25 protein-coding genes, 1 tRNA gene and 1 pseudogene are annotated in these 23,651 nt (G+C 72.1%); 15 read left to right on the top strand and 12 right to left on the bottom strand.

The window, feature by feature from the left end:
• From GKC29_RS02245 to GKC29_RS02235, 3 genes are all read left to right on the top strand, one after another.
• Nucleotides 1-306, top strand: coding sequence for a hypothetical protein (locus GKC29_RS02245; protein ID WP_155329238.1), 306 nt, complete (start codon nt 1-3; stop codon nt 304-306).
• Entirely contained in the window at nt 306-983 is a 678-nt protein-coding gene (locus GKC29_RS02240; protein ID WP_155329237.1) for a hypothetical protein, read from the top strand. The genes GKC29_RS02245 and GKC29_RS02240 overlap by 1 nt, the downstream gene beginning before the upstream one ends.
• A 295-nt stretch (nt 984-1,278) precedes the next feature.
• A complete protein-coding gene (locus tag GKC29_RS02235) occupies nt 1,279-2,115 on the top strand; it encodes a regulatory iron-sulfur-containing complex subunit RicT (RefSeq protein ID WP_155329236.1) in 837 nt (278 codons plus the stop codon).
• Between the two features lie 112 nt (nt 2,116-2,227).
• Here GKC29_RS02235 and GKC29_RS02230 read toward each other — a convergent pair whose 3' ends face one another.
• Nucleotides 2,228-4,012, bottom strand: a complete 1,785-nt coding sequence (locus GKC29_RS02230; RefSeq protein WP_155329235.1) for a metallophosphoesterase — start codon at nt 4,010-4,012, stop codon at nt 2,228-2,230.
• A gap of 134 nt (nt 4,013-4,146) precedes the next feature.
• Between GKC29_RS02230 and GKC29_RS02225 the strand changes: the two genes are divergently transcribed.
• Nucleotides 4,147-4,220, top strand: a tRNA-Thr gene (locus GKC29_RS02225).
• Nucleotides 4,221-4,237: 17 nt separating this feature from the next.
• Here GKC29_RS02225 and GKC29_RS02220 read toward each other — a convergent pair.
• Nucleotides 4,238-4,645 carry a tyrosine-type recombinase/integrase gene (locus tag GKC29_RS02220; RefSeq protein ID WP_155329234.1) on the bottom strand — a complete coding sequence of 136 codons (408 nt, stop codon included), beginning with the start codon at nt 4,643-4,645 and terminating at the stop codon, nt 4,238-4,240.
• A gap of 38 nt (nt 4,646-4,683) precedes the next feature.
• On the opposite strand from GKC29_RS02220, the gene GKC29_RS02215 reads away from it, so the two are divergent.
• Entirely contained in the window at nt 4,684-5,385 is a 702-nt protein-coding gene (locus GKC29_RS02215) for a hypothetical protein (protein WP_155329233.1), read from the top strand.
• A gap of 159 nt (nt 5,386-5,544) precedes the next feature.
• Here GKC29_RS02215 and GKC29_RS29775 read toward each other — a convergent pair whose 3' ends face one another.
• The 3 genes from GKC29_RS29775 to GKC29_RS02200 all read right to left on the bottom strand — a co-directional run bounded on the left by GKC29_RS29775 (nt 5,545) and on the right by GKC29_RS02200 (nt 8,059).
• Nucleotides 5,545-6,084, bottom strand: a complete 540-nt coding sequence (locus GKC29_RS29775; protein ID WP_230688889.1) for a hypothetical protein — start codon at nt 6,082-6,084, stop codon at nt 5,545-5,547.
• Nucleotides 6,085-6,103: 19 nt separating this feature from the next.
• Nucleotides 6,104-6,565, bottom strand: coding sequence for a hypothetical protein (locus GKC29_RS02205; protein ID WP_155329232.1), 462 nt, complete (start codon nt 6,563-6,565; stop codon nt 6,104-6,106).
• A 1,086-nt stretch (nt 6,566-7,651) separates the two neighbouring features.
• A complete protein-coding gene (locus tag GKC29_RS02200) occupies nt 7,652-8,059 on the bottom strand; it encodes a hypothetical protein (protein WP_155329231.1) in 408 nt (135 codons plus the stop codon).
• A gap of 121 nt (nt 8,060-8,180) precedes the next feature.
• On the opposite strand from GKC29_RS02200, the gene GKC29_RS02195 reads away from it, so the two are divergent.
• Both GKC29_RS02195 and GKC29_RS29445 read left to right on the top strand, forming a co-directional pair.
• Entirely contained in the window at nt 8,181-8,489 is a 309-nt protein-coding gene (locus GKC29_RS02195; protein ID WP_155329230.1) for a hypothetical protein, read from the top strand.
• Between the two features lie 79 nt (nt 8,490-8,568).
• Nucleotides 8,569-8,745, top strand: coding sequence for a hypothetical protein (locus GKC29_RS29445; RefSeq protein WP_196255788.1), 177 nt, complete (start codon nt 8,569-8,571; stop codon nt 8,743-8,745).
• A gap of 117 nt (nt 8,746-8,862) precedes the next feature.
• On the opposite strand, the gene GKC29_RS02190 is transcribed toward GKC29_RS29445, so the two are convergent.
• Nucleotides 8,863-9,159 carry a hypothetical protein gene (locus GKC29_RS02190; RefSeq protein ID WP_230688888.1) on the bottom strand — a complete coding sequence of 99 codons (297 nt, stop codon included), beginning with the start codon at nt 9,157-9,159 and terminating at the stop codon, nt 8,863-8,865.
• Nucleotides 9,160-9,252: 93 nt separating this feature from the next.
• Nucleotides 9,253-9,900, bottom strand: coding sequence for a class I SAM-dependent methyltransferase (locus tag GKC29_RS02185; protein WP_155329229.1), 648 nt, complete (start codon nt 9,898-9,900; stop codon nt 9,253-9,255).
• Between the two features lie 96 nt (nt 9,901-9,996).
• On the opposite strand from GKC29_RS02185, the gene GKC29_RS02180 reads away from it, so the two are divergent.
• Entirely contained in the window at nt 9,997-10,596 is a 600-nt protein-coding gene (locus tag GKC29_RS02180) for a TetR/AcrR family transcriptional regulator (protein ID WP_155329228.1), read from the top strand.
• Nucleotides 10,593-12,233: an isovaleryl-CoA dehydrogenase gene (locus GKC29_RS02175; RefSeq protein ID WP_155329227.1), complete on the top strand. Its 1,641-nt coding sequence runs from the start codon at nt 10,593-10,595 to the stop codon at nt 12,231-12,233. Before GKC29_RS02180 ends, GKC29_RS02175 begins: the two co-directional genes overlap by 4 nt.
• A gap of 482 nt (nt 12,234-12,715) precedes the next feature.
• Here GKC29_RS02175 and GKC29_RS29770 read toward each other — a convergent pair.
• Nucleotides 12,716-13,165 (bottom strand): annotated as a pseudogene (locus GKC29_RS29770) (SRPBCC family protein); the annotation flags it as partial.
• A 63-nt stretch (nt 13,166-13,228) separates the two neighbouring features.
• Nucleotides 13,229-13,846, bottom strand: a complete 618-nt coding sequence (locus GKC29_RS02165; protein WP_155329225.1) for a pyridoxamine 5'-phosphate oxidase family protein — start codon at nt 13,844-13,846, stop codon at nt 13,229-13,231.
• Between the two features lie 147 nt (nt 13,847-13,993).
• On the opposite strand from GKC29_RS02165, the gene GKC29_RS02160 reads away from it, so the two are divergent.
• Genes GKC29_RS02160 through GKC29_RS02150 form a run of 3 tightly spaced genes read left to right on the top strand, consistent with a single transcriptional unit; the run spans nt 13,994 to nt 16,156 of the window.
• Nucleotides 13,994-14,500 (top strand): DUF2231 domain-containing protein, encoded by a 507-nt coding sequence (locus GKC29_RS02160; protein WP_155329224.1) that lies wholly within the window; start codon nt 13,994-13,996, stop codon nt 14,498-14,500.
• Entirely contained in the window at nt 14,497-15,042 is a 546-nt protein-coding gene (locus GKC29_RS02155) for an Hsp20/alpha crystallin family protein (RefSeq protein WP_155329223.1), read from the top strand. Before GKC29_RS02160 ends, GKC29_RS02155 begins: the two co-directional genes overlap by 4 nt.
• A 7-nt stretch (nt 15,043-15,049) precedes the next feature.
• The gene (locus GKC29_RS02150) at nt 15,050-16,156 is read left to right on the top strand and encodes a glycosyltransferase family 9 protein (RefSeq protein ID WP_155329222.1); all 1,107 of its coding nucleotides are present in this window, start codon (nt 15,050-15,052) and stop codon (nt 16,154-16,156) included.
• A gap of 53 nt (nt 16,157-16,209) precedes the next feature.
• Here GKC29_RS02150 and GKC29_RS02145 read toward each other — a convergent pair whose 3' ends face one another.
• Together GKC29_RS02145 and rfaE2 are read right to left on the bottom strand one after the other, a co-directional pair.
• Nucleotides 16,210-17,088: a glycosyltransferase family 2 protein gene (locus GKC29_RS02145; RefSeq protein ID WP_155329221.1), complete on the bottom strand. Its 879-nt coding sequence runs from the start codon at nt 17,086-17,088 to the stop codon at nt 16,210-16,212.
• Nucleotides 17,085-18,848, bottom strand: a complete 1,764-nt coding sequence (rfaE2, locus tag GKC29_RS02140) for a D-glycero-beta-D-manno-heptose 1-phosphate adenylyltransferase (RefSeq protein ID WP_155329220.1) — start codon at nt 18,846-18,848, stop codon at nt 17,085-17,087. The genes GKC29_RS02145 and rfaE2 overlap by 4 nt, the downstream gene beginning before the upstream one ends.
• A 124-nt stretch (nt 18,849-18,972) precedes the next feature.
• Here rfaE2 and GKC29_RS02135 point away from each other — a divergent pair, with 124 nt between their 5' ends.
• The gene (locus GKC29_RS02135) at nt 18,973-19,524 is read left to right on the top strand and encodes a type 1 glutamine amidotransferase domain-containing protein (RefSeq protein WP_155329219.1); all 552 of its coding nucleotides are present in this window, start codon (nt 18,973-18,975) and stop codon (nt 19,522-19,524) included.
• A 149-nt stretch (nt 19,525-19,673) separates the two neighbouring features.
• A complete protein-coding gene (locus GKC29_RS02130; RefSeq protein WP_155329218.1) occupies nt 19,674-21,341 on the top strand; it encodes an MDR family MFS transporter in 1,668 nt (555 codons plus the stop codon).
• A gap of 1 nt (nt 21,342) precedes the next feature.
• On the opposite strand, the gene GKC29_RS02125 is transcribed toward GKC29_RS02130, so the two are convergent.
• Nucleotides 21,343-21,834: an NUDIX domain-containing protein gene (locus tag GKC29_RS02125; RefSeq protein ID WP_155329217.1), complete on the bottom strand. Its 492-nt coding sequence runs from the start codon at nt 21,832-21,834 to the stop codon at nt 21,343-21,345.
• Between the two features lie 83 nt (nt 21,835-21,917).
• Between GKC29_RS02125 and GKC29_RS02120 the strand changes: the two genes are divergently transcribed.
• Nucleotides 21,918-23,567, top strand: coding sequence for a fatty acid--CoA ligase (locus GKC29_RS02120; RefSeq protein ID WP_155329216.1), 1,650 nt, complete (start codon nt 21,918-21,920; stop codon nt 23,565-23,567).
• The last annotated feature ends 84 nt before the right edge of the window (nt 23,568-23,651 follow it).

Below are 23,651 nucleotides of genomic sequence, written 5' to 3'. Positions count from 1 at the left end.
ATGGACGTGCTGCGCGCCCTCGCCGCCCGGCTGGACGCGGCGAGCGAGACGCTGGCCGGCCTGTCCCGCGCGGTCACCGCCGGCGACCCGGCGCAGGTCGCCTTCGGCGGCGACGCGGCGGGCCGGCCGGGCGAGATCGGGCGGGCCCTGCACCGGCAGTGGACGGCGGCCACCGGTGACCGGGCCCGGGAGGCCCACGCCGCCGCGCTGCGCCTCGCCGCCGCCGCGGCCGCCGTCCGGGACGCCGCCGACCGCTACGCCGACGTCGACCGGGCCGCCGGCCGCCGGCTCGCCGGGGAGGCGTGATGGATCCGCTGGACCGGCTCGCCGAGCCCGGCCTCGACCTGCTGCGCCGCGTCGACACGCTGCTCGCCGCCGGCGCGCCCGAGGGGCACCGGGTCTGGCCGCTGCTGCGCCGCATGCAGGTGCTCCCCGGCGAGGCCGTCCGGAGTTTCCTGCACCTGCACCCCGCGCCGCTGGCCGGTGCCGGCCGGTCGGTGCGCCGGCTCGTCCCGGCGTACGACGAGGTCTCCGCCGCGCTCACCGACCCGGTGCTCTGGTCCGGCGCGGCCGCCGGCGCGTACGGCGAGTCCCGCGCGGCGCTGCTGCGCCACCTCGACGAGGGGCCGGAGAGCCTGGTGGGGCGGTTGGAGTCGACCGCCGGGTACGCCGACGCCCTCGCCGACTGGGTGGAGGGTAGCCGGCTGACGCTCGCCCGGGCCCTGGCCGACGTGCTGCGGTCCACCGAGGCGGTGGCGGTCGTCGCCGCGACGTCGGTGCCACTCGCCGTGTCCACCCCGCGCGCCTCGGCCGGGCTGGAGGCCGCCGAGATCGCGGCGCGGGTGCTGGCGGTGCTCTGCGTCGCGTACGACGGCGCGGAGACGCTCCTGCGGCAGTGGGGGCCGAGCCTGGCTGAAACCCGGTGGCGCGCACCGGTCAGCGGTGACCCCCGTTACGACGCCTCGACGCGGGTGGGCCGGTGACACCTGCCGGCGCCTTCGACATGGCGCACGGCGTCGCGCACGTGAGCCGTCCCCGGCTCCCGGCGCCGACGCCGTGGCCTTCCCCTGCACCCCCCGCAGGTCTGCCTTCCACTCAACGCCCCGGGCCGTGATTTGTCCCGCTGGTTGCGACGGAATCAGCCGTCCGGTCGAGGATCATCGGCCCGGCGGGACGGTCCGTGGATCGGCCGATTCGATCGACATGAATGGCTGCACGGTGTAGTCGTCCCGCGACGCCGGCCGGGCCGGGACGGCCCGAAGAACGTAGGGTGAGGGCATGGGCATGCTGTGCGCGGTCAGCTTCCACCGGTACGGGCGCCTCTACTACCTGGACCCGGGCGAGTTCCGTCCACAGGTCGGCGACAAGGTGCTGGTGCCGACGGACGACGGGCCCGAGGTGGCCGAGTGCGTCTGGGCCGCCCAGTGGGTGGCCGACGACACCGACGGGTTCCCCAGGCTGGCCGGGCTGGCGCAGGAGGAGGACCTGCGCCGCGACGAGGCGCTGCGCCGGCGCAAGGCGGAGGCCAAGGTCGCGGCGAAGCGCCTGATCCGGGAGCACGGCCTGCCGATGAAGGTGGTCGCCGTGGATCATGTGCTCGGCGGCGGGGAGGGCGGCGAGCGCAGCACCATCTACTTCACCGCTCCGCACCGGGTGGACTTCCGGTCGCTGGTCCGGGATCTCGGCGCGACCCTGCACTGCCGGGTCGAGCTGCGCCAACTCTCCGCGCGTGACTCGGCCCGGGTGCAGGGCGGCATCGGTTCCTGCGGTCGGGACCTGTGCTGCGCCACCTTCCTCACCGACTTCGAGCCGGTGACCATCCGGATGGCGAAGGACCAGGACCTGCCGCTCAACCCGCTGCGCATCTCCGGCGCGTGCGGCCGGCTGATGTGCTGCCTGAAGTACGAGCACCCGCTCTACCAGCGCTTCCAGGAGTCCGCCCCGGCGATCGGCGCCCGGGTGAGCACCCCGGAGGGGCAGGGCCGGGTCGTGGGCCACAGTGTTCCCCGGGACGCGGTGACGGTCCGCCTCGACGCCGACGGCTCCCGCTGTTCCTGCAGCCGCGCCTCCGTCTGCACCCCCCGCCAAACCCACGACGCCCACTACAACCCCTAACCCCACCCCCACCCCCACCCCCGCCCCGGGTTTCGCCGTGTTGATCATGAAGTTAGCGGGTGTTTTCGCGATCAACTCACCCGCTAACCTCATGATCAACGTGGGTCGGTGGTCAGGTCACGGTGATCGGGGGTTCGGACAGGCGGGGGGTTAGTGGGGTCGTCGGGATCAGCCAGGAGGACTCGGGGGACTGGTCGGGGTTGATCCGCCAGTCGCGGGCCACCCGGTCGACGCCGATCGCGTAGATCGTCAGGGTGCCCTCCGGGCTGATGTGGAGCCGGACGAAGCCCTTCGAGTCCTCGATGCCCTGGCCGGCGAAGAGTTCGTTGACGTTGACCCCGAACGCGCCGGCCACCAGCAGGTACGCGGCCACCACCTGGCTCGCCAGCAGACCGATCACCGGGCCGTACAGCACCACGGCGGCCACCGCCGGCAGCGGCCAGGGCCAGTCGTGGAAGGGCAGCGCCAACCAGGCCCACGTGCCGGCCGCCGCCAGCCCGAGGTGGGTCACCCCGTGCCCCACACCGAGGATCCAGTGCCGTACGTGCCGCTTACCCCCGGAGGAGGGCGGCTTGGCGAAGAACGCCGCCCCGAGCAGCGTCACGAGCAGCATCGCCACCAGCGGCACGCTGAACAGCCGCTGCTCCGTCCCGCCGCGGTTCGTCGCGACACCGGCCATCGCCAGCATCAGCAACGTGTGCAGGGTGCCGAGCAGCGTGGTGAAGCCCGGGTTGCGGAACGGCAGCCGGGGGAAGATCCCCCAGGCGTACCGCCGGGACCGCGCCGCGTCGGGGTAGCGGCCCGCCAACTCGTACGTCTGGGACGCGCTCGCCCGGCGGGCCAGGGTGTCCCGCGGCGGGACCTCGATCCGCTCCGGCAGCTTGTGCGTGGGGTAGAGGTACGCGCCACCGCCGCCGCACGTGACCAGCTGGCGGTCCGGGCCGGCGTACCGCGCGTAGTGGTGCAGGTCGCCGGAGATGATCAGCTTCACCTGCGCCCCGGTGGGCGCGACGATGGTGCGGATGAAGTAGTCGATCGAGTCGTACGCCGTGGGGTGGTCGACGGCCTTGACCCACGTCGGCGCCGGCACGGCCAGGATCACCCGGCTCTCCGGCCCCAGCCGCTCCGCCACCGCGTCGAAGTAGGTGAGCTGCGGGTCGTCCAGGTACGAACCGGACTGGTCGTCGAGGCCGAGCAGCCACCAGTCGGCCGGCAGTTCGATCGCGAAGTACGACCGTGACTGGCCGGTGCCCCAACCGCCGAAGTGCCGGTCCCGGGACCGGACGAACAGGCGCAGAAAGGCGGTGAGGCCGTCGTACCAGTCGTGGTTGCCGGGGACCGCGAACAGGGTCGGCCGCTCGGGCGGGGTGACCGGCAGCGCCGCCTGGTAGGGGCCCTTGCACCGGTCCTCGTACGCCTCGAAGGCCGCCGACGGGTAGACCTGGTCGCCGCCCATCACGAGGGTCTGCGCCCGGGGCAGGCGGTGCCCGTCCACGACCAGCTCGCGCTGGGCGAGCAGGTACGCGACCGAGTAGGTGGCGTTGAAACCGTCGCCCAGGTCGGCGACGTAGTCCAGCCACAGCCCGCCGTCCGGCCCGACCTGCTTGGCGACCTTGGCGTCGAGGGCGTTCTGGAGTTCACGCTTGTCCAGGTACGCCCCGAAGAGCATCGCCAGCAGCGTACGGATGCCGGTGCTGACCAGCAGGAACGGCGCGAGCCACGGCACCGGCTTGCGCGGGGTGAAACCCAACTCGAGCGGGTCGGTGCTGGTCGGGCGGCGCGCGGGCCGACCACCGGCCGCCTCGCTGGCGTGTGGGCCCCCTGGTGGCGGGGTGGCCACGGGTTCGTGCGGCACGCTCTGGTCGTCCGGCGATCCGGAGGGATGATCGTCCGTCATCCGCCGGAGCGTAGTGCCGGTCGGCGCGCGGCGCTGTCCGGTGGACGTCCGAATGGACCTCGGTTTCGGGCCGGCGGTGTGGTGGGGATCCCGTTCGGCGGTGCCGGAGGGGTGGCGTACACTTGACGCTCGTTGCCGCCTTAGCTCAGTCGGCTAGAGCGACGCACTCGTAATGCGTAGGTCGACGGTTCGATTCCGTCAGGCGGCTCGGTGAGAAAGCCCAGGTCAACGGCCTGGGCTTCGCCGTTTCCCAAGGTCGACAACCACACCGCCGGCCGTGCCAGTCCGCAAATAGTCCGCATCCCGCGCCGCGACCGCCTCGTCCAGCCGGGTGGCAACGGCGTCCAGGTCGTCCCCGAACAGGCCCGCGTACACGTCCAACGTCATCGACGCCGACGCGTGCCCGAGCATCCGCTGCACCGCCTTGACGTTCGCCCCGGCTGCCACGGCCAGACTCGCCGCCGTGTGCCGCAGGTCGTGCGGAGTGAGCCCGGCGAGTCCCACCGACGCCGCCGCCGGCCCGAAGACCCGCGTCCGGAAGTTCGTGTTGCGCAGCGGCCCGCCGTTCGGGGCGGTGAACACCAGCTCGTCCTGGCGCTTCCCGGCGACGTGCCGGCGAAGCGAATCCCGCACGCCGTGCGGCGTTGTACTGGCGCTCTACACTCCGGCTCGTGCTGATTCGCAATTTCCGGCTGGTGAATCAGCTCGGTGCGGCGTATCTGGCCGTGTTGACCGTCGTGTCGGCACTCGGCGGCGCACTGGTCGCGCCCACGTGGATCCGCACCGACGTGGCGACCGTGCCGGGCACGATCGTGTGGTGCCTCGCCTTGGTGGCGGCGGTGCTCGTGACCGCTCCCGCACAGCCTCCCCGCATGGGCCTGCTGTGCCTGGCATGGCTCTTGTCCGGGCTGCTCTTGTTCGCCAGCGCGATGGGCCTTTACACCACCGTCCTCGAAGCGCGCGGCGAGCGGGTCGAGGCCACCGTGACGCAGGTACGCGACGGTACCGAGAAGGGGCGCCACCTCTACTACGCGCTGGCGGATCCGGAGGGGACACGCATTCCCGGCGAGCTGGGCGCGTGGCCGGGCGCGGAGATCGGTGCGAGCCACAATCCCGAAGGCGAGGTCGGCGCGCGGGTCACGGTGATACGGGACCCGGAGGGCCTGGTCGATCCACGCCTGCCGGACGACGTCGATGGTCCTTCCGCGATGTTCATCTGGCTCGTGGCCGTCACCATGACCGCCGTGGCCTGCATGCTCGCTGGACGACCGCTGAAGCCCAGGGTCGTGGTGCGCCAGCCGCGCGAGACTTCCGAGACCGGACGTAGTCGAGCCCGGCGGCGACGGCGTAAGCGACGCCTCCGTCGGTCCTGACCTCGCCAGGCGGTGTACCGTCAGGCGGCTCCACGGAAGGGCCCAGGTCAGCGGCGTGATCGCCGATCATGACCGGGGCCTTCTCCATCCGATGAAGGGGCATGGAGGCGATCGAGACCCTCGGCCGTCTGCCAGGTCCGACGTCATCTGGCGGGTGGATCATCGTACGACGAAGCCGCCGTGGCTGACCGTCTGTCTCAGCCAGTCGATCCAGGCCGCCCACAGGTCATCTCCCTCCAACGCTGCCCGCAAAATCGGTGACGACGCCTGGTAGCAGTCGAGCGCCTGCTCGATCTCCCCTGCTCCTACCAGCCAAGGGCCGTTACTCGACAGCTTGAACTCTGGGATGCCGACCATTCCGGGGACCGTCTGGGCCGAGGCCGCCTGTTCGGCTTCCTTGTACGCGTCACGCCGACGCTGATCAGCGGAATGCCAGTCGTCGATGCCATCGAAGGGCCAGGCGGGGAAAGGCTGGGGGGTTGCCTGGTAGGTCATGCCCGTGCGGCGCATACCGCCACGGCAGAAGGCCATGCCAACGATGTTCAGATGGAACTGGTAGGCAGCGGCAAGCGTCTCGTATTCGCCCAGGCATGGGGGAGCGTGTACGCACAGGTCACCCAGGTCAGAGCACGCCTCGAGGCGAGAACGAGCAGTGGCAGCAGATTCGGGTAGGTCAGCCCACTCGAGGTCGTAACTCATTGGACCCCTTCGCTCGTGATCAGTGCTGCGGGCGGAAATCCGGACCGTCGGCGGTTGTGACCAGTTCCCAGCCGAAGGCTTCCAGTGTGATGTCTGTCCGGGCGCCGAAGGCTTCGAACAGTGCGGCGACCGGGCCATCCGGAAGACTGTCGGCGACATCGCCGAACACCGCAGCCGGGGACGCCCCGAGCTGCCGCGCAACAATCCACGGCAATGCCAGACCCACCATGAGGTCCCGGCCGTCATCGGGTTCCAGACACCCGGCGAGCCCTGTTGCAAGCAATGAACGACGCAGTAGGTCGGGACGGTTCTGCCTCAGCGCCAGTGTGGCGAGGCGCGCGCCGTACCGCCCGAGGGCGAGCGAAGCAGAGGGATCGAGGGAGCTGATGAACCTCTGATCCATGCGTTGCGGCGCGCGGGCGAGGATCGCCTCCGCCTGCCGGTCCTGCTTCCCCGGGATTCGCTCCAGGTTGGGCTTCACCGCGCCAGGATGACAGAACCCGACCAGTTCGACTGCCCCGGCACGAGGCCCAAGGCCGAGCCGCTCCGCGGTCGCCTACGGCGAGCCTTGACACGGCCGGGGACCTCGCGCAGGGGCGAGCCTGCCTGACCGAGGAGATCCCGCAGACGCGCCCGGAGCACGCCCCATGACCACCTTCACCGGAGAGGAAGTCGCACTACTGCGCAGCCTCGTAGATGAGTTCTACGCGGGCGACGACGTTCAGTTTGACGAGGACCAGCAGTTCCACGGACGTCGGCAGGTGCCGTCGAGCGGTGGCATGTTGCGTGAGCACCGGGCTTGTTCGCCGGCGATACGTTGGCCTCGTGCAGTGGGTGAACACCTACAAGGACTTGCTAGGCGTGGTGATCGCGACCCTCGCCGTGGCGTTATCGCTCAGCACAGTCCTTGTGCAGCGGGCCCAACAACGGCGCGACGCCTACCGGTACATGCACGAACAGTTGATCTCCCCAGAACTACAGCAGGGGCGACGGCTGTTGTTCGACGCCGGTAGGTCCGGGCAGCTCCCCGATGATCGTTCGCAGGACTTCTACCTCATGAACCGCGCCGTCGGCATGTACGACACCCTCGGCCTGTACGTCCGGCGCAAGGTGGTGCCCCGACGTTGGGTACTAGAGGTGTGGCATCACTCGCTACGCGACTCACGCGCCGGCGCTGAACTGCTCGCCGCCCACCGAAGGGCGAGCCATCACTCCTGGTCGCCGTGGCCACATCTATGGCCGCTGTTGTCCCAGGCTGAGCGGTACAGGAGCGGTCTGCCTTGTTGTGTGCCCGCCCCGACGTCCCAGCCGCTCGTGCCAAGGTCACGCGGGAATCTTGCCGGAGAATCCTTGAAGCAGCCCAGCGAGCAGTTGAACCGGCGCGCGTCAGCGAACGAGCGCGGACCGGCACAGCCAGGTGGGTGCAGCTCTCGCGACCAGGAGCAGGAGGCAGAGACCGACTCGTAATGGTGTAGGTCGACGGTTCGACTCCGTCAGGCGGCGGTGCAGAATGCCGCAGGTGTTACTGGCATCACGGCCGGTTGAGCGCGCTGTTCCAAACTGAAGCTCATCTTCGTCGGCGTAGCGCTCGGGACAGCCGATCGAGGCAGGCCTCGTTGTGCGCCGCGACGGCCGGAAGCACCCGCCCGATCTCCATGAACATGATCGGCGGTGTGTGGACGTCGCGCCCCGAGGGGCGCTGCCACCGCAGGGAGGGTAGGGACGTGAGTGCCACGACATCCGCGCGGCGGATGGTTCGCGAGCTCCGCAGTCCCCGCACGGTGATGTGCTCACCTGTTATCACCACCGACATGCGGTAGCCACGCACCGCCAGGAACACACCGGCCGCCATCGGAGCCAAGCAGGCGAACCACCTGCCTGCCGGAACCGCATGGAGCAGCCAGGCCAGCGTGGCGAGGGCGACTCCGGGCGCGGTATTGGCAATGCGCGTCATCAGCAGCGGGCGGAGGACCACCAGCCAATGGTCCGGTGCGACGGTTATCTGAGACAATGATCATCGTGATGGCTCGCGGAGCGCGTCGACGCCGTGGCTGTACAGCCATCTGTGATTCGGTGACCCGCGCCGGGGAGGTCGGATGGAGACATGGCGCTTCGTGGCCGCTGTCATGACGAGTCTGACCATGGGCCTCATCGGTGTCGCCCTGGCCACCAACTTCCGAGGCGTGACGGAGTGGCACGTGCGGCGGTCGATGGCCACCGCGGGCGTGCTGCGGCGAGTTCCGCCATGGCGTCGGCTACCGGATGCCCGGTACGACAAACACATGGCGCGTTTCGTTCTGCTGGAACGGGTGATTGGTGTGGTCTTCGCTGCGGCCGGCGTCATGTTCTTGATTGTTCTCGGCTACGGCATCCTGTCCGGCGAACCCATTCGGCCGAGCCGATGAGGAAGCCGCAGGCGTCCGGCCCTGCCCGGCGAGCGGTCCGCATCCGCGGTTCATGGCGGTCGCTTCCTACACTCGCGTCATGACCGAGCCCCAGCTTTCTTGCCCGCTCTGCCGAGGCACCGAGTTCCAGCAGGAGACGGCACGTCAGGACAGCCGGTGGGGGTTGACGAGCCACCGCATGACCTTGATGATCTGCCGTCGCTGCAGGTACGTGCTGCACTTCTATGACCGGCACAGCATCTTTGATTTCGACTGACGGCATTCCTTTGGCGTTCCGGGCCGTCGTGGCCACCGGCGAAGACGTCGATGCCATTTACCCTCGCACGAAACTCGCACTGCCGGATTCGGCCTCTCGGAGATGGCGTGGAAATGCCTACGTGCCGTGTCTGCCTGTCTCGATCAGCCCAGCGCCACGCTGCTCGACCTGCTCTGCGACCTTCGCCATGAACCAGCGCATGACCTCGTACGGGATGTCGCGTTCACCGGTGCTGCCAACGTGGATCGTCGGCTCGGGGCCCATGTCCTCGTCCGGTACCACCGCGACGAGGAAGGCCGGACCTGGCAGACGGGTAACAGCGTTCGCCTCGCTCAGTTCCATGCACCAGGCGTCCATGTCATACGCAAACTGAATCGAGTACGGAACCCCGGCATGTTCGAACTCCTCTGCCACGGCAAGACCGTACAGCCATCCATGCAGCAAGGCCCGGCGCGCCGCCGAGCCGCAGCGGGACCGCCCGAGCAGCCAACCGAACGGCGGACTGCGCTACGAGGGCCTGCGCGCCAAGAGGCAGGCCTGCTGCCGCTTCAGCCTTTCGCCCGGCTCCTGCACGAGCCGGGCGACGACGCCCAGTCCGGCGCGGCTCAGCACCTCGGCCACGTGGTCGGGCGGCAACAGGTGGGTGTCGTAGGACACCGGGTGGCCGTACGCGTGCGTCGGGCGCAGGCGCTCGGCCCCGACGTGGAACCCGACCAGGAGGTGGCCGCCCGGGGCGAGTGCCCGGTGGAACTCCGCGAACACCGCCGGCAGTTCCTCCGGCGGCAGGTGATGAACGGACCACCAGGCGACGATGCCGCCGAGCGTCCCGTCGGGGACGGCCAGCGCGGTCATCGAGCCCACGTCGAAGCGGAGGTTCGGGTACGTCCGCCGGGCGACCTCCACCATCTTCGGTGACAGGTCGACGCCGGACACGGACACGCCCAGCGACGCCAGGTGGGCGGTGACATGGCCCGGACCGCACCCGAGATCGGCGACCGGCTGCCCGCCGCCGGCCCGGACGAGCTCGGCGAACGCCCCGAGCATCCCGCGTCCCAACGGGTCCGCCGCGAACCGCGGCGGCACCAGCTTCGCGTAGTCCTCGGCGACGGTGTCGTACGACTCCCGTACGGCGTCCAGGCGGGACGGTTCAGTCATACCGAGACGGTAGGGCCGGTGCGATCGCCCCCAGACCGTGACGGTCAGCCGTCCCACCCCTTGCCGGCAAGAAGTGAACGGTGGTTCAATTCTTGCGTGGCGTACCGGACGACCGAGCGGGTCAGGGCTCGGCTCAGCGCGTCCCGCGAGCGGACGATCGCCGCGGCGCTGGAGATCATGGCCGAACACGGGTACGCCGGCTGCACCGTCGCCGCCGTCGCCGACCGCGCCGGCATCGCCACCGGTAGCGTCTACCGCCACTTCCCGACCAAGGCGGACCTGTTCGCCGAGGTGTTCCGGACGGCGTCGCAACGCGAGATCGACGCGGTCGCCCGTGCCGCGGCGCGGGAGCGTACGGCGGCGGCGCGGCTCGCGGCCGTCGTCGCCACGTTCGCCGGTCGGGCGTTGCAGGCGCCACGGCTGGCGTACGCGCTGCTGGCCGAACCCGTGGACCCGGCGGTCGACGCGCAGCGGCTCGTCTTCCGCCGCGCCCACGCCGACCTGATCGCGGGGTACGTGGCGGTAGGCGTGTCCTCCGGTGAGCTGCCCCCGCAGGATCCGGAGCTGACCGCGACCGCGCTGGTCGGGGCGCTCGCCGAGGCCATGGTCGGCCCGCTGGCCGCCGGGGTCGCCGGCCCGGACACCATCCCCGGACTGACCCGATTCATCCACCGCGCGCTGGGAGTGTCACCGTGACGACGCACGAGGTGTTCAACCAGGTACCACCGCTGGTCGGCTACGACGCGGCGGACGACCCCGCCCTGCTGGAGGGCCTCGACCGGGAAGGGGCCGGTTGGGCGGCCGCCGAGCTGCACGAGCTCGGCCGGCTCGGCGGCGGCGCGGAGGCGATCGAACACGGTCGGCTGGCCAACGAGTACCCGCCGGTGCTGCGTACCCACGACCGGTACGGTCACCGCGTCGACGAGGTGGAGTTCCACCCGTCCTGGCACGAGCTGATGCGGACCGCGGTGGGTCACGGCCTGCACGCCGCGCCGTGGGCCGACGACCGGGCGGGCGCGCACGTCGCCCGCGCCGCGAAGTTCTACACCTGGCGGCCGGACGCCGGGCACGGCTGCCCGATCTCGATGACGTACGCGGCGGTCCCGGCGCTCCGGCACGCCCCGGAGCTGGCCGCGCGGTACGAGCCGCTGCTGACCGCCTCGACGTACGACCCGGGGCTGCGCCCGCCGCTCGGCAAACGGGGACTGCTCGCCGGCATGTCGATGACGGAGAAGCAGGGCGGGTCCGACGTGCGCGCGAACACCACCACCGCGCGGCCCGAGCCGGACGGCAGCTACCGGCTCGTCGGGCACAAGTGGTTCACGTCCGCGCCGATGTGCGACCTGTTCCTCACGCTCGCCCAGGCCCCCGGCGGGCTCACCTGCTTCCTGGTCCCCCGGGTGCTGCCCGACGGCACGCGCAACCCGATGCGCCTGATGCGGCTCAAGGAGAAGCTCGGCAACCGGTCCAACGCGTCGTCGGAGATCGAGTACGAGCACGCGGTGGCCTGGCGGGTGGGGGACGAGGGCCGGGGGGTCCGCACGATCATCGACATGGTCAACCTGACCCGGCTCGACTGCCTGATCGGCGCGGCGGCCGGGATGCGCCAGGGAGTGATCACCGCCGTCCACCACGCGGCGCACCGCCGGGCCTTCGACCGCTACCTGGTCGACCAGCCGCTGATGCGCAACGTGCTGGCCGACCTGGCGGTGGAGTCCGAGGCGGCGACCGTACTCATGCTGCGGCTGGCAGGCGCGACGGACCGTTCGGCGCGCGGCGACGCCGGCGAGACCGCCTTCAAGCGGCTGGCCGTCGCCGTCGGCAAGTACTGGGTGTGCAAACGCTGGCCCGGGCACGCCGCCGAGGCCCTCGAATGCCTGGGCGGCAACGGGTACGTCGAGGAGTCGGGCCTGCCCCGGCTGTTCCGCGAGTCGCCGCTGAACTCGATCTGGGAGGGGTCGGGCAACGTGGCCGCGCTGGACGTGCTGCGCGCCCTCACCCGGGAGCCGCAGGTGCTGGCGGCGTTCGAGGCGGAGGTGGACGCCGCCGCGGGCGCCGATTCCCGGCTCGACGCGGCGGTGCGGCGGCTGCGTACCGAACTGGCCGACCCGGGTGAGGTGGAACTGCGGGCCCGGCACGTGGTGGAGCGGCTCGCGCTCGTGCTTCAGGGATCGCTGCTGGTGCGCCACGGCCACCCGGCCGTCGCCGACGCCTTCTGCGCGTCCCGGCTCGGCGGCGAACACGGCTACGCGTACGGGACCCTGCCGGCGGGCGTCGACCACGCGGCGATCATCGACCGGGCCACCCCGAAGGTCGGCTCACCGGAGGCGTGAGCCGGCGCGACCGTCGATGAGTTTCGGAGTGCCGACCGGTCCGTGATGCGAAGGGCCCGGACCCCAACCCTGGGGGTACGCGGGCACGTTCGCCGACCCCGACGGTCACCTGTGGATGGTGACGACGGTCCAGCCGCGGGCGGCCTGACGGCACGGGCCCGGTGGCACCTCGCCAGCGGGAGCTACCGGGCCCGTCGGGCGACGACCGGTCAGACGTCCCGCCGGGGCGCGGGCGGGTAGTTGGCGACGCCGCTCTCGGGGACATCCGTCACCACGTACTCCGTCTCGGTGGTGGGCGTCGGCGTGTCGTCCTCGTCGCCGTCGGCGCGGTGCCGGGCCGCCGCGGTCGCCGCCCCGGCGACCGCCGCGCCCGCCACCGCCGCTCCGGCGGCCACCGCCGTGCCGGAGACACCGGCCTTGCCGCTGTCGCCCCGGGTGCCCGCGGCGTACTCGACGCCCGGCGTGCCGACGCCGGCACCGGTGTCGACCGTGCCGCGCCAGGCCCCGGTCTCGGCGCCCCGGCTCTCGATGAACGACTTGAACCTCTCCAGGTCGGACTCGGCCTGCCGCTCGACGACGTTCAGCTTGTCGCCGGTCTTCTCGACCAGCCCCTCAGGCTCGTACTCCAGGTGCAGCCGGACCATCGTGCGGTCCGTGTCGACCGGCTGGAAGTAGACCGCGCCGGCGTTCGTCGCGCCCTCGGTCGCCGCCCAGGCCACCTTGCGGTCCGGCACCTGCTCGAGGATCGTCGCGTCCCACTCGCGCCGGACCCCGGCGATCTCGGCGACCCAGTGCATCCGCCGGTCGTCGAGCTGGCGTACCTCGCGGACACCGCCCATGAACTTCGGGAACTCCTCGAACTGGGTCCACTGGTTGTACGCGGTGCGTACCGGCACCTGTACCTCGATGGACTTCTCCACGGTCGTGGTCATGATGATTCCTCCTCGTCGGCCGTCCTCGTCGACCCCGAGGAATCAGTACCCTCGCCCGTCGGCTCAAACGTAGAGGCGGCGGGCGTACTCCGGGCCGTAGTGGCGTTCCAGGTCGGCCAGGTTCTCCGCCGGCGCCTCCACCTCCTTCACCAGCCGGGCCCGGGACGGCAGCACCTCCGGCGACCAGGTCTCCGGCCGCCACAGGTCCGACCGGAGGAACGCCTTCGCGCAGTGGTAGAAGATCTGCTCGATCTCGACCACGACGGCGAGCACCGGACGGTGCCCGCTGACCACCATGGAGTCGAAGAACGGCGCGTCGCGCAGCAACCGGGCCCGCCCGTTGATCCGTAGCGTGTCGGTGCGCCCGGGGATCAGGAAGATCAGCCCGACGTGCGGGTTGTCGAGGATGTTGCGGTAGCCGTCGGCACGCTTGTTGCCGGGCCGCTCGGGAATGGCGATGGTCGTGTCGTCGAGCACGAGGGCGAAGCCGGGCGGGTCACCCTTCGGCGACACGTCGCAGGTGCCGTCCGCCCCCGCCGTGGCGACCAGGCAGAACGGGGACGCCGCCAGCCACTGGCGGTCCCGCTCGTGCAGACGCGTCCGCTCCTTCGCGGCGGCTCGGGGCGCCGGCGTGCCCAGCAGCTCCCGCAGTTCCTCGTGGGTCGTGATCTCCACCGTCACGTGACCGTCCCCCGTCCGTTGACCATGGTGGCGACGTACCACCACCCGACAGCCTAGGCGGCCCTCACCAGGGCGAGGTTTGCCCGCCGGAGGCAGGGGTACCGCCTCACCCGACCCGCCGGCAGGACCCGAGCAGGAGGCCCGGTCATGGAGAGCCGACTCAAGGTGCTGGGCCACCCCGTCCACCCGATGCTGGTGATGTTCCCGGTCGCCCTGCTCGTCACCGCGGTGCTCTTCGACATCGTCGACACCGTGGGCGGTCCCGACTTCCTCGGCGAGGTCGCGTACTGGAACATCACCGTCGGACTGGTCGGCGGCCTGCTGGCCGCGGCGGCCGGGACGTTCGACCTGCTCGCCATCCCCACCGGCACCCGCGCCAAGCGGGTGGCGCTCCTCCACGCCGCCGCGAACGTGGCGGTGATCCTGCTCTTCGCCGCCGTCTGGGCGGTCCGGCTGAACGCCGAGTCCCGGGCCGCCGGCGGCGCGCTCATCGCGATCGAGGTCGTCGCCCTGGCCCTCCTCGGCATCAGCGCCTGGCTCGGTGGGGAACTGGTCGACCGGCTCGGCGTCGGCGTCGACCGCGACGCCAACCTGGACGCGCCCAGCTCGCTGCGGTCCCCGGCGGCCACCCAGCGGATCGGAGAGGTGAGATGAGCGAACACAGCGGTGGCGGTTTCGGCCGGGGTTGGCGCGGACGGCAGCAGGGCTGGGACCCGATGGGCGAGTTGCAGTCGCTGCGCGCCGAGCTGAGCCGGCTGGTCGGCGGTCGCTCCGGCTCGCCCGACCTGGAGCTGACCGAGACCGCCGACGGCTGGGAGGTCGTCGTGCGGCTGCCCGGCGTGGCCCCCGAGGAGGTGGCGGTCGAGTTGGACGACCGCGAGCTGTGCGTACGGGCCCGGTCGGAGGCCGAGGTCAACGCCGACCACGGCATCCCGGGCGGCTTCGAGACCCGCGGCTTCGAGTACCGGGTGGACCTGCCGTCCCGGGTGGACCCGGACGCCATCGACGCGGTGATGGACCACGGCCTGCTCCGGGTCCGGCTGCCCCGGGCCGCACGACCCGCGCCGCGCACCATCACCGTCGGCCGCACCGGCACGCGGGACGTCTCCGGGCGTACGCCGAAGCCGGTCGACCCGGCCGCGGACCGGGAACTCCACCACCCGGACACCGCCGCCGGCGACATCGACCGGCCGTAGGGGTCACGTGGTCGCCCCGAACCTGCTCGGCCCGACCGCCGAGCGCGTGCCCGACGTCGAGCGGATCGCCGTGCTCCGGGCCAACGCGCTCGGCGACTTCATCTTCCTCCTGCCCGCGCTGGACGCGGTGCGGGCCGCGTACCCGGAGTCGGAGATCGTGCTGCTCGGCGCGCCGTGGCACGCGAAGCTCTGGCGCGACCGGCCCGGCCCGGTGGACCGCGTCCTGGTGGTGCCACCCGCGCCCGGCATCCGCGCCCCGGACCTGGGCGAGCCGGAGTCGGCGATGGACGACTTCCTCGCGGCGGCCCGCAAGGAACGCTTCGACCTGGCGTTGCAGGTCCACGGCGGCGGCGCCAACTCCAACCCGGTCGTCGCCGCCCTCGGCGCGCGGGTGACGGCCGGCCTGCGTGCCGAGGACGCGCCGCCGCTGGACCGCTGGCTCCGCTACGTCTACTACCAGCACGAGGTGATCCGCTACCTGGAAGTCGCGGCGCTGGTCGGGGCCCCGGCCACCACCATCGTGCCGACGCTCGCGGTGACCGACGCCGACCGGGCCGAGGCGGCCGAGGTGCTCGGCCCGGTCGAGCGGCCCCGGGTGGCGCTGCACCCGGGCGCCACCGACACCCGGCGGCGCTGGCCGCCGGAACGCTTCGCCGAGGTGGCGCGCGAGCTGCACGGCGACGGGTACGAGGTCCTCGTCACCGGCACGCCCGCCGAGCAGGAGGTGGTGGACCGGGTGGTCGCGGCGGCCGGGGTGCCGGTGCGGCCGCTGGTCGGCGCGCTCAGCCTGGGCGGCCTGGCCGGCTGCTACGCCGGCTGCGCCCTGGTCGTCTCCAACGACACCGGCCCCCTGCACCTGGCCGCGGCCGTCGGCACCGCCACGGTCGGCGTCTTCTGGGTCGGCAACCTCATCAACACGGCGACCCCGCTGCGCGGCCGGCACCGCCCGATCAGCTCCTGGACCGTGCACTGCCCGGTCTGCGGCGTCGACTGCACCCCGGGCATCTACCCGCACCGCCCCGGCGACGGCGAGTGCCCGCACCGCGACTCCTTCGTGACCGACATCCCCACAGCGGAGGTCACGGAAGCCGCCCGCGAACTGCTGACGACGTAAGGAAGGGCCCCTCCTTAACGCCTCCGGTAGTGGAAGGGCCCCCTCCTAACACCTCACGCCGGTTGCGGGGCGTCCTCCTCGGCGAGGACCACCTCCCACGCCTCCACCTCGCGCTCGGTGACCGTGGTCGGGGACTCCAGGTGGTACGCGCCGCTGGGCAGGACTCCGGCGCCGCCGTGGCGCGCCAGCACGGCGAGCTGGGCGGCGACGTCCTCGCCCTGGTGCTTCTCCTGCACGCGCCGCCAGAAATCGAAGCCGCCCGCGTCGACCAGCTTCGCCCGGTCGTACAGCACGCAGCCGCCGATCCAGGACACCTTGTACGCCCGCCACGCCCCCGCCGGCAGGTCCAGTTTCGCCGTCACGTGCAGCAGGTTCGCCGCCGGATGGATCGACGCGCGCTGCCACTCCGGGGTGCCCGGACGGATCCGCTCCGGCACCGGCGGCCCGTCCCACTCCTCGTAGTGCCGGTGCGTCTCCGGGCGTACGTCGTCGACGTACGACAGGCCGTGCACCGCGTTGCCCACGAAACCGCAGCCCAACTCCTCCATGGCGGTGACCAGCCGGCGCAGCGCACCCGGTTCCAGCCACACGTCGTCGTCGAGGCAGAGCACGTACCGGGCGGCCGAGGCGGCCAGCAGCGACGCCCGGTGCTCCGCGAGACCGCGGCGCGGCAGCCGGCGGGTGAGCAGCACCGGGTGCCCCCGGTGGCGCAGCGCCCGGACCATCGTGGCCGCCGCCGGGTGCGCGTACGCGGGCTCCCCGTCGGACTGGTCGCTGACCACCACCCCGAAGCCGGGGACGCCCTCCTGCGCGGCCAGCCCGGACAGGGTGACCGCCAGCTCGGCCGGCCGGTTCCGGGTGGGGATCAGCACGTCGAGCAGCCGCGCGGCGCGGAACTCCCCGGGCGTACCGAGGTCGAGCGGTCGGTTCACGCCTGACCCGCCGCCGCGTCGGTGGTCACGTCCCGGCCGTGCGCGCGGATCCGGTCGATGATCGCCGAGGTGGACCGGTCCGGCACGTACCCGAGGGTGCGGACCTGCCCGCCGAGGCGGCGCACCAGCGGTGCCTCCGGCACCATCTCCGGCGGGTAGTCACCACCCTTGACGTACACGTCCGGGCGGACGGCCTCGATGAGCCGGGCCGGCGAGTCCTCCTCGAAGACGACCACGTGGTCCACACAGGCCAGTGCGGCCAGCAGGGCCACCCGGTCCTCGACCGGGTTCACCGGCCGGTCCGCGCCCTTGAGCCGGCGGACGCTGTCGTCGGAGTTGACCGCCACCACCAGCAGGTCGCCGAGCGCGCGGGCCTGCTCCAGGTACCGGACGTGTCCCCGGTGCAGCACGTCGAAGCAGCCGTTGGTGAAGACGACCGAACGGCCGTCGCGCCGGTGCTCGTCGGCGATCGTCGCCAGTGCGTCGGCGTCCACCAGGGTCAGCCGGCCGGCGTCCTCGGCCGGCTGGTCGAGCGCGCCGAGCAGGTCCTCGCGGCGGCACACACACGTGCCGGTGTCCGAGACGGTGATGGTCGCCGCGAGCTGGGCCAGCTGCGCGGCGGTCGGCAGCGGCGCGTCGGCGGCCAGCGCGAGCGTCATGGCCGCGAGGTACGCGTCCCCGGCCCCCACCGCGTGGCTGGCCGGCACCGGGGTGCTGTGGCTGCGGCGGCGCTCCCCGTCGGGCCCGCCGACCACCGCGCCGTCGGTGTCCAGCGTCACCGCCACGACGTCGGCGCCGGTGTGCGCCCGCAGCTCGGCGAGGCGGGACTCGGCCAGCACCGCCCGGTCCACGCCCTCCCCGGCGGTCGCGTTGACGGTGACGCCGGTGCCGGTGACGGTGAGGCCGTCCCCGGTCATCGCCACCCGGTCCTCGCCGGGTCCCGGTTCGCCGGTCGGGCCGAGCCGGGCGGAGGAGCCGTCACCGGGCGCCACGCCCACGGTCAGCTCGGACGGGCCGTCGGACGGGTCGCCGTCGGGGTGGTCCAGGTGCAGGTCGTTGGTGCTGGGCCGGGCTGCCGCGCGGGCGAGCAGCCGGCTCGCCTCGGCGAAGCTCGGGGTCACCACGGTCGGGGCGAGGCCCCGCCAGTCGGCGAGGTCGTGCGCGTCGAGCGCGACCGTCGCGTACCGCTCCCGGTTGGCCACCAGCCAGGCGCGGACCGGCGCGGGCAGCGCGCCCAGCGCGTAGTCGCAGACCACCAGGGTGGGCGCCTCGCCGGCGGCGACCGCCCGCAGCTCCTCCGTGGCGCAGTCGAGCGCGGTGAGCAGCCGGGCCACGCCGTCGTCGTCGAGGGTGTCCTCGGGGTCGCCGGAGTCCTCCCGGAGCAGGATCTGGTTGCCGGCCAGCATTCGCCGCTTCACGGGCGTCGGGCGGCCCGGCTGGTTGACCGTCCGGTCCCAGACGGCGGCCCGGTCCAGGCAGTCGTGCAGCTCGTCGCCGGCCACGTCCGCGCCGACCGGGGCCACCAGCGCCGCCCGGCCGCCGAGCGCGGCCACGTTCACGGCGGTGTTCGCCGCACCACCGGCGGCGGAGATCCGCCGCCGCAGCGTGAGGATCGGGGCGGGTGCCTCCCGGCAGAGCCGTTCGGACTCGGCGAACCGCCACTCGTCGAGCATCGCGTCCCCGACGACCAGAACGGGGCGCCCGAGCCAGCTCTCCACCACGGCGGCGAGCCGGCGCTGTTCCGCTGCTGCTCCTGCCATGCCTTCCCGGGTCCCCCCGGGCCGCCGGGTCAAACCTGCGCCCGTCCGGGGTGACGGTGGCCGCGTTTCGGGCCTGCGGCGGCGGGAACCGACGAGACATACCCCGGAGAGGAGTGGTAACGACATGGCAGCGACGACACTTCACGGCAAGCGGGTCGCCTTCCTGGCCGCCGACGGTGTGGAGGAGGTCGAGTACGTCCAGCCCCGCGAGGCGGTGGAGCAGGCCGGGGCGACCGTCGAGCTGGTCTCGCTCAAGCCGGGTGAGATCCAGTCCTTCAACCACCTGGACCAGTCGAAGACGTACCCGGTGGACGTGACCGCCGCCGACGCGGACGCCGGCCGGTACGACGCGCTGGTGCTGCCGGGCGGCGTGGCGAACCCGGACTTCCTGCGGACCGACCCGGACGCGGTCCGGTTCGTGAAGGCGTTCTTCGAGGCCGGCAAGCCGGTCGGGGTGATCTGCCACGGTCCGTGGACGCTGGTCGAGGCGGACGTGGTGCGGGGCCGCCGGATGACGAGCTGGCCGAGCCTGCGCACCGACCTGACGAACGCGGGCGCGAACTGGGTCGACGAGCCGGTGGTGACGGACAACGGCCTGGTCAGCAGCCGCAAGCCGGCCGACCTCCCAGCCTTCTGCACGAAGATCGTGGAAGAGTTCGCCGAAGGCCCCCACTGACCCCCACCCGCTGTCCCTTTCGGGTTGATCATGAAGTTGGCGGGTGGTTTGATCTCCGATTCACCCGCCAACGTCATGATCAACCCGGAGGTCGACGGGAAGGGGGTCGGCCGGGGGCATGTTCGGGACAGGGCGGGAAAAGACGCGGAATGACGACGCAGACCCCGGCGTTGAGCGCGCGCCAGATCCGGTTGCTGATGGTCGGTCTGATGACCGGCATGCTGCTGGCCGCACTCGACCAGACGATCGTGGGAACCGCCCTACCGACGATCGTCGGGGAACTGGGCGGGATCAACCACTACTCGTGGGTGGTGACCGCGTACCTGCTCGCGTCGACCGCCTCCACCCCGCTGTACGGGAAGATGGCCGACCTGTACGGCCGGCGACCGGTCTTCCTCTTCTCGATCGGGGCGTTCCTGGTCGGCTCGCTGCTCGCCGGCCTCTCCCAGGACATGACCCAGCTGATCGTCACCCGGGGCGTGCAGGGCCTGGGCGCGGGCGGTCTGATGACCCTCGCGTTCACGATCATCTCGGACGTCGTGCCACCCCGGGAGCGGGGCCGCTACCAGGGCCTCTTCGGGGCGGTCTTCGGGATCTCCTCGGTGGCCGGCCCGCTGGTGGGCGGTTACTTCGCCGAGACGGACTGGCGGTGGATCTTCTACATCAACGTGCCGCTGGCGATCCTCGCCATCGTGGTCTGCTCCCGGGTGCTGCGCCTGGTGCCGTTCACCCGCCGGCAGCACGCGATCGACTGGCTGGGCGCGGCGCTGCTGGTCGCCGGGGTGAGTTCCCTGCTGCTCGCGTTGAGCTGGGGCGGTAACGAGTACGCCTGGGGCTCCGGCGTCATCATCGGGCTGTTCGCGGCCGGGGCGGTGCTGGGCGTGCTCTTCGTGGTCCAGGAGGCCCGGGTCGCCGAGCCGATCCTGCCGCTGCGGCTGTTCCGCAGCGCCACCTTCGCCCTGTCGAACGCGGCGGGCTTCGTGCTCGGTCTGGTGATGTTCGGCTCGATCATCTTCATCCCGCTCTACCTGCAGATCGTCAAGGGCGCCTCGCCCACCCGCAGCGGTCTGCTGATGCTGCCGATGATGGCCGGCATCATCGTCACCTCGGTGCTCACCGGGCGGGCGATGAGCCAGCTCGGCCGGTACAAGTGGTTCCCGGTGGCGGGTTCGGCGGTGCTGGTGGTCGGGATGCTGCTCTTCACCCGGCTGGAGGTCCGCACCTCGCTGTGGCTCGCCTTCTTCTTCATGGTGGTGATCGGCATCGGACTCGGCCTGTGCATGCAGTCGCTGATCCTCGCCGTGCAGAACGCCGTGTCGACGCGGGACCTGGGCGCCGGTACCTCCTCGGCCACCTTCTTCCGGTCGCTTGGCGGGTCGTTCGGCGTGGCGATCCTCGGCGCGGTGCTCTCGTCCCGGCTCACGTCGGAGCTGGCCGGCCGGCTGCCCGGCGCGATCGCCCAGCTGCCGCCCGAGCAGCGGGCCGCCGTCGCGGCCGGTGGCGGTGCCGACGTGTCGGTCAACGACCCGGCGACGATCCTCGCCCTGCCGGGGCCGGTCCGGGCGGCCGTGCAGACGTCGTTCGTGGAGGCGCTGGACCTGGTGTTCCTCACCGCCGGGCTGATCGCGATCGTGGCGGTGCTGGTCACCCTGGCGCTGCCCGACGAGAAGCTGCGGGGGGCCGGCCCGGAGGGCGCGACCGGCGGCACGGACGGGCTCGGCGGCGACGCCCCGGCCCCCGGCGGCAAGCCCCTGGCGAAGGAGTCGAAGGAGGAGGCCGCCGCCGAGATGGAGGCCAAGTCCCAGACGCTGCTCTGAGCTACTTGAGGATCAGGCGGTTGGTCTGCTCGAAGACGTCCAGGTCGGCGAGGGTCTCCGGGACGCTGGCCGACAACGGGCTGGGCAGGTGGGTGCGGTTGAAGAAGCCGGCGTCGGTGGTCTCGTCGGTGATCCGGGCCAGCTCGCCGTCCCACTCCTCCACCCGGAACGCGGTGGTGAAGATCTGGTAGGTGTGCCCGTACATGTTGGTGTGGGTGCGGTCCGGGCCGGTGTAGAGGGCGAACGCGCTGACCCGCAGCGCCCGGAGCCCGGTCTCCTCCCGGACCTCACGGACGGCGCAGTCGGCGATCGACTCGCCCAGCTCCATCGCCCCGGCCGGCATGGCCCACTGGCCGTTGTCGGAGCGCCGGATCAGCAGGACACGGCCGGCGTTGTCCCGGACCACCGCGCGGGCGCCGACGAACATCAGCGTGCGGTCGCCGGCGAGGGCGCGCAGTTGCCCGACGTACGACTCTGCCCAGGAGATGCTCACCCGGACAATCTACGCAGCGACGCCGGAGCGGTCCGGAGATCCGGGGTTCCCAAGCTGTGACCGCCGACACTAGCTTGTTACTCATGCGTAGCACGATGATGGACGCCCCCCTCCAGATCTCCCGGATCCTCGACCACGGCTCCACCGTGCACGGCGCGGCCGAGGTGGTCACCTGGACCGGCGCCGAACCCCGCCGGATGACGTACGCCGAGGTGGGCCGCCAGGCGGCCCGGTTGGCCCACGCCCTGCGCGACGAGTGCGGCGTGACCGGCGACGAGCGCGTCGCCACCTTCATGTGGAACAACGCCGAGCACCTCGTGGCGTACTTCGCCGTGCCCAGCATGGGGGCGGTGCTGCACACCCTCAACATCCGCCTCTTCCCCGACCAGGTCGCGTACATCGCCAACCACGCCGAGGACCGGGTGGTGCTGGTCGACTCGACGCTGATCCCCCTGCTCGCGAAGGTCATCGGCGAGATGACCACCCTCCGGCACGTGGTGGTGGTCGGCGGCGGCGACCCGGCGCCGCTCGTGGCGGCGGCCGGGGACCGGATCTCCGTACACCACTGGGACGCCCTGCTGGACGGCCGGCCGGACACCTACGACTGGCCCGAGGTGGAGGAGCGTGACGCCGCCGCTCTCTGCTACACCTCCGGGACCACCGGCAACCCCAAGGGGGTCGCCTACTCGCACCGCTCCATCTACCTGCACTCCCTCCAGGTCTGCATGCCGGAGTCCTTCGGGCTCGGGCCGCGCGACCGGGTCCTGGCGATCGTGCCGATGTTCCACGCCATGTCGTGGGGCCTGCCGTACGCGGCGTTCCTCTCTGGCGCGTCAATGGTCATGCCGGACCGGTTCCTCCAGGCCGCCCCGATCGCCGAGATGCTCACCGTCGAGCAGCCCACCCTGGCCGGTGCCGTGCCGACCATCTGGACCGATCTGCTGGCGTACCTGGACAGCCACGACGTCGACACCGCCTCGCTGGCCGAGGTGATCGTCGGCGGCTCGGCGTGCCCGCCCGCGCTGATGCACGCGTTCGAGGAGCGCCACGGCATCCGCGTCATCCACGCCTGGGGGATGACCGAGACGTCGCCGCTCGGCTCGGTGGCCCGCCCGCCGGCCGGGGCGAGCGGCGAGGACGCGTGGCGGTACCGCTACACCCAGGGCCGGGTCCCCGCGGGGGTCGAGGCGCGGATCGTGGGTCCGCTGGGCGAGCCGCTGGCCGCCGACGGGACGTCCGTGGGCGAGCTGGAGGTCCGCGGGCCGTGGGTGACCGGCCGGTACGTCGGTGACGAGGTGCCGGACGAGGAGAAGTTCCGCGACGGCTGGCTGCGGACGGGGGACGTCGGCACCCTCTCGCCGGACGGTTTCATCACGCTGACCGACCGCGCCAAGGACGTCATCAAGTCCGGCGGTGAGTGGATCTCCTCGGTGGAGCTGGAGAACGCGTTGATGGCCCACCCGGACGTCGTCGAGGCCTGCGTGGTGGGCGTGCCGGACGAGCGGTGGGGCGAGCGCCCCCTGGCCACGGTGGTGCTCCGCGAGGGCGCGACCGCCGGCGCGCAGGAGCTGCGGGACTACCTCGCCGGGTCGGTGGCGCGCTGGCAGCTGCCCGAGCGGTGGGCCGTGATCGACGCTGTGCCGAAGACCAGCGTGGGCAAGTTCGACAAGAAGGTCGTCCGGTCCCGGTACGCCGAGGGCGGCCTGGAGGTTCGCGAGCTGGCGGCGCCGTAACGTTTCGAGGCGCACCGTCGCCTCTTGGGGTAGGGCTCTTTGGAGACATCCCTCCCCTAAGGGCGGCCCCGGCGTTCGCACCGC

This window comes from Micromonospora sp. WMMC415 (assembly GCF_009707425.1).
In the GTDB taxonomy this organism is placed as follows: domain Bacteria; phylum Actinomycetota; class Actinomycetes; order Mycobacteriales; family Micromonosporaceae; genus Micromonospora.
Note: the sequence above shows the minus strand (reverse complement) of the source record. Positions and strands in the feature narration are given on the sequence as shown.

Excerpts from the sequence above, each read along its gene's own strand:
- GKC29_RS02245 (WP_155329238.1), top strand. The coding sequence starts at position 1 with ATGGACGTGCTGCGCGCCCTCGCCGCCCGGCTGGACGCGGCGAGCGAG.
- GKC29_RS02240 (WP_155329237.1), top strand. The coding sequence starts at position 306 with ATGGATCCGCTGGACCGGCTCGCCGAGCCCGGCCTCGACCTGCTGCGC.
- GKC29_RS02235 (WP_155329236.1), top strand. The coding sequence starts at position 1,279 with ATGGGCATGCTGTGCGCGGTCAGCTTCCACCGGTACGGGCGCCTCTAC.
- GKC29_RS02230 (WP_155329235.1), bottom strand. The coding sequence starts at position 4,012 with ATGACGGACGATCATCCCTCCGGATCGCCGGACGACCAGAGCGTGCCG.
- GKC29_RS29775 (WP_230688889.1), bottom strand. The coding sequence starts at position 6,084 with ATGAGTTACGACCTCGAGTGGGCTGACCTACCCGAATCTGCTGCCACT.
- GKC29_RS02195 (WP_155329230.1), top strand. The coding sequence starts at position 8,181 with ATGGAGACATGGCGCTTCGTGGCCGCTGTCATGACGAGTCTGACCATG.
- GKC29_RS29445 (WP_196255788.1), top strand. The coding sequence starts at position 8,569 with ATGACCGAGCCCCAGCTTTCTTGCCCGCTCTGCCGAGGCACCGAGTTC.
- GKC29_RS02185 (WP_155329229.1), bottom strand. The coding sequence starts at position 9,900 with ATGACTGAACCGTCCCGCCTGGACGCCGTACGGGAGTCGTACGACACC.
- GKC29_RS02160 (WP_155329224.1), top strand. The coding sequence starts at position 13,994 with ATGGAGAGCCGACTCAAGGTGCTGGGCCACCCCGTCCACCCGATGCTG.
- GKC29_RS02155 (WP_155329223.1), top strand. The coding sequence starts at position 14,497 with ATGAGCGAACACAGCGGTGGCGGTTTCGGCCGGGGTTGGCGCGGACGG.
- rfaE2 (WP_155329220.1), bottom strand. The coding sequence starts at position 18,848 with ATGGCAGGAGCAGCAGCGGAACAGCGCCGGCTCGCCGCCGTGGTGGAG.
- GKC29_RS02135 (WP_155329219.1), top strand. The coding sequence starts at position 18,973 with ATGGCAGCGACGACACTTCACGGCAAGCGGGTCGCCTTCCTGGCCGCC.
- GKC29_RS02130 (WP_155329218.1), top strand. The coding sequence starts at position 19,674 with ATGACGACGCAGACCCCGGCGTTGAGCGCGCGCCAGATCCGGTTGCTG.
- GKC29_RS02120 (WP_155329216.1), top strand. The coding sequence starts at position 21,918 with ATGCGTAGCACGATGATGGACGCCCCCCTCCAGATCTCCCGGATCCTC.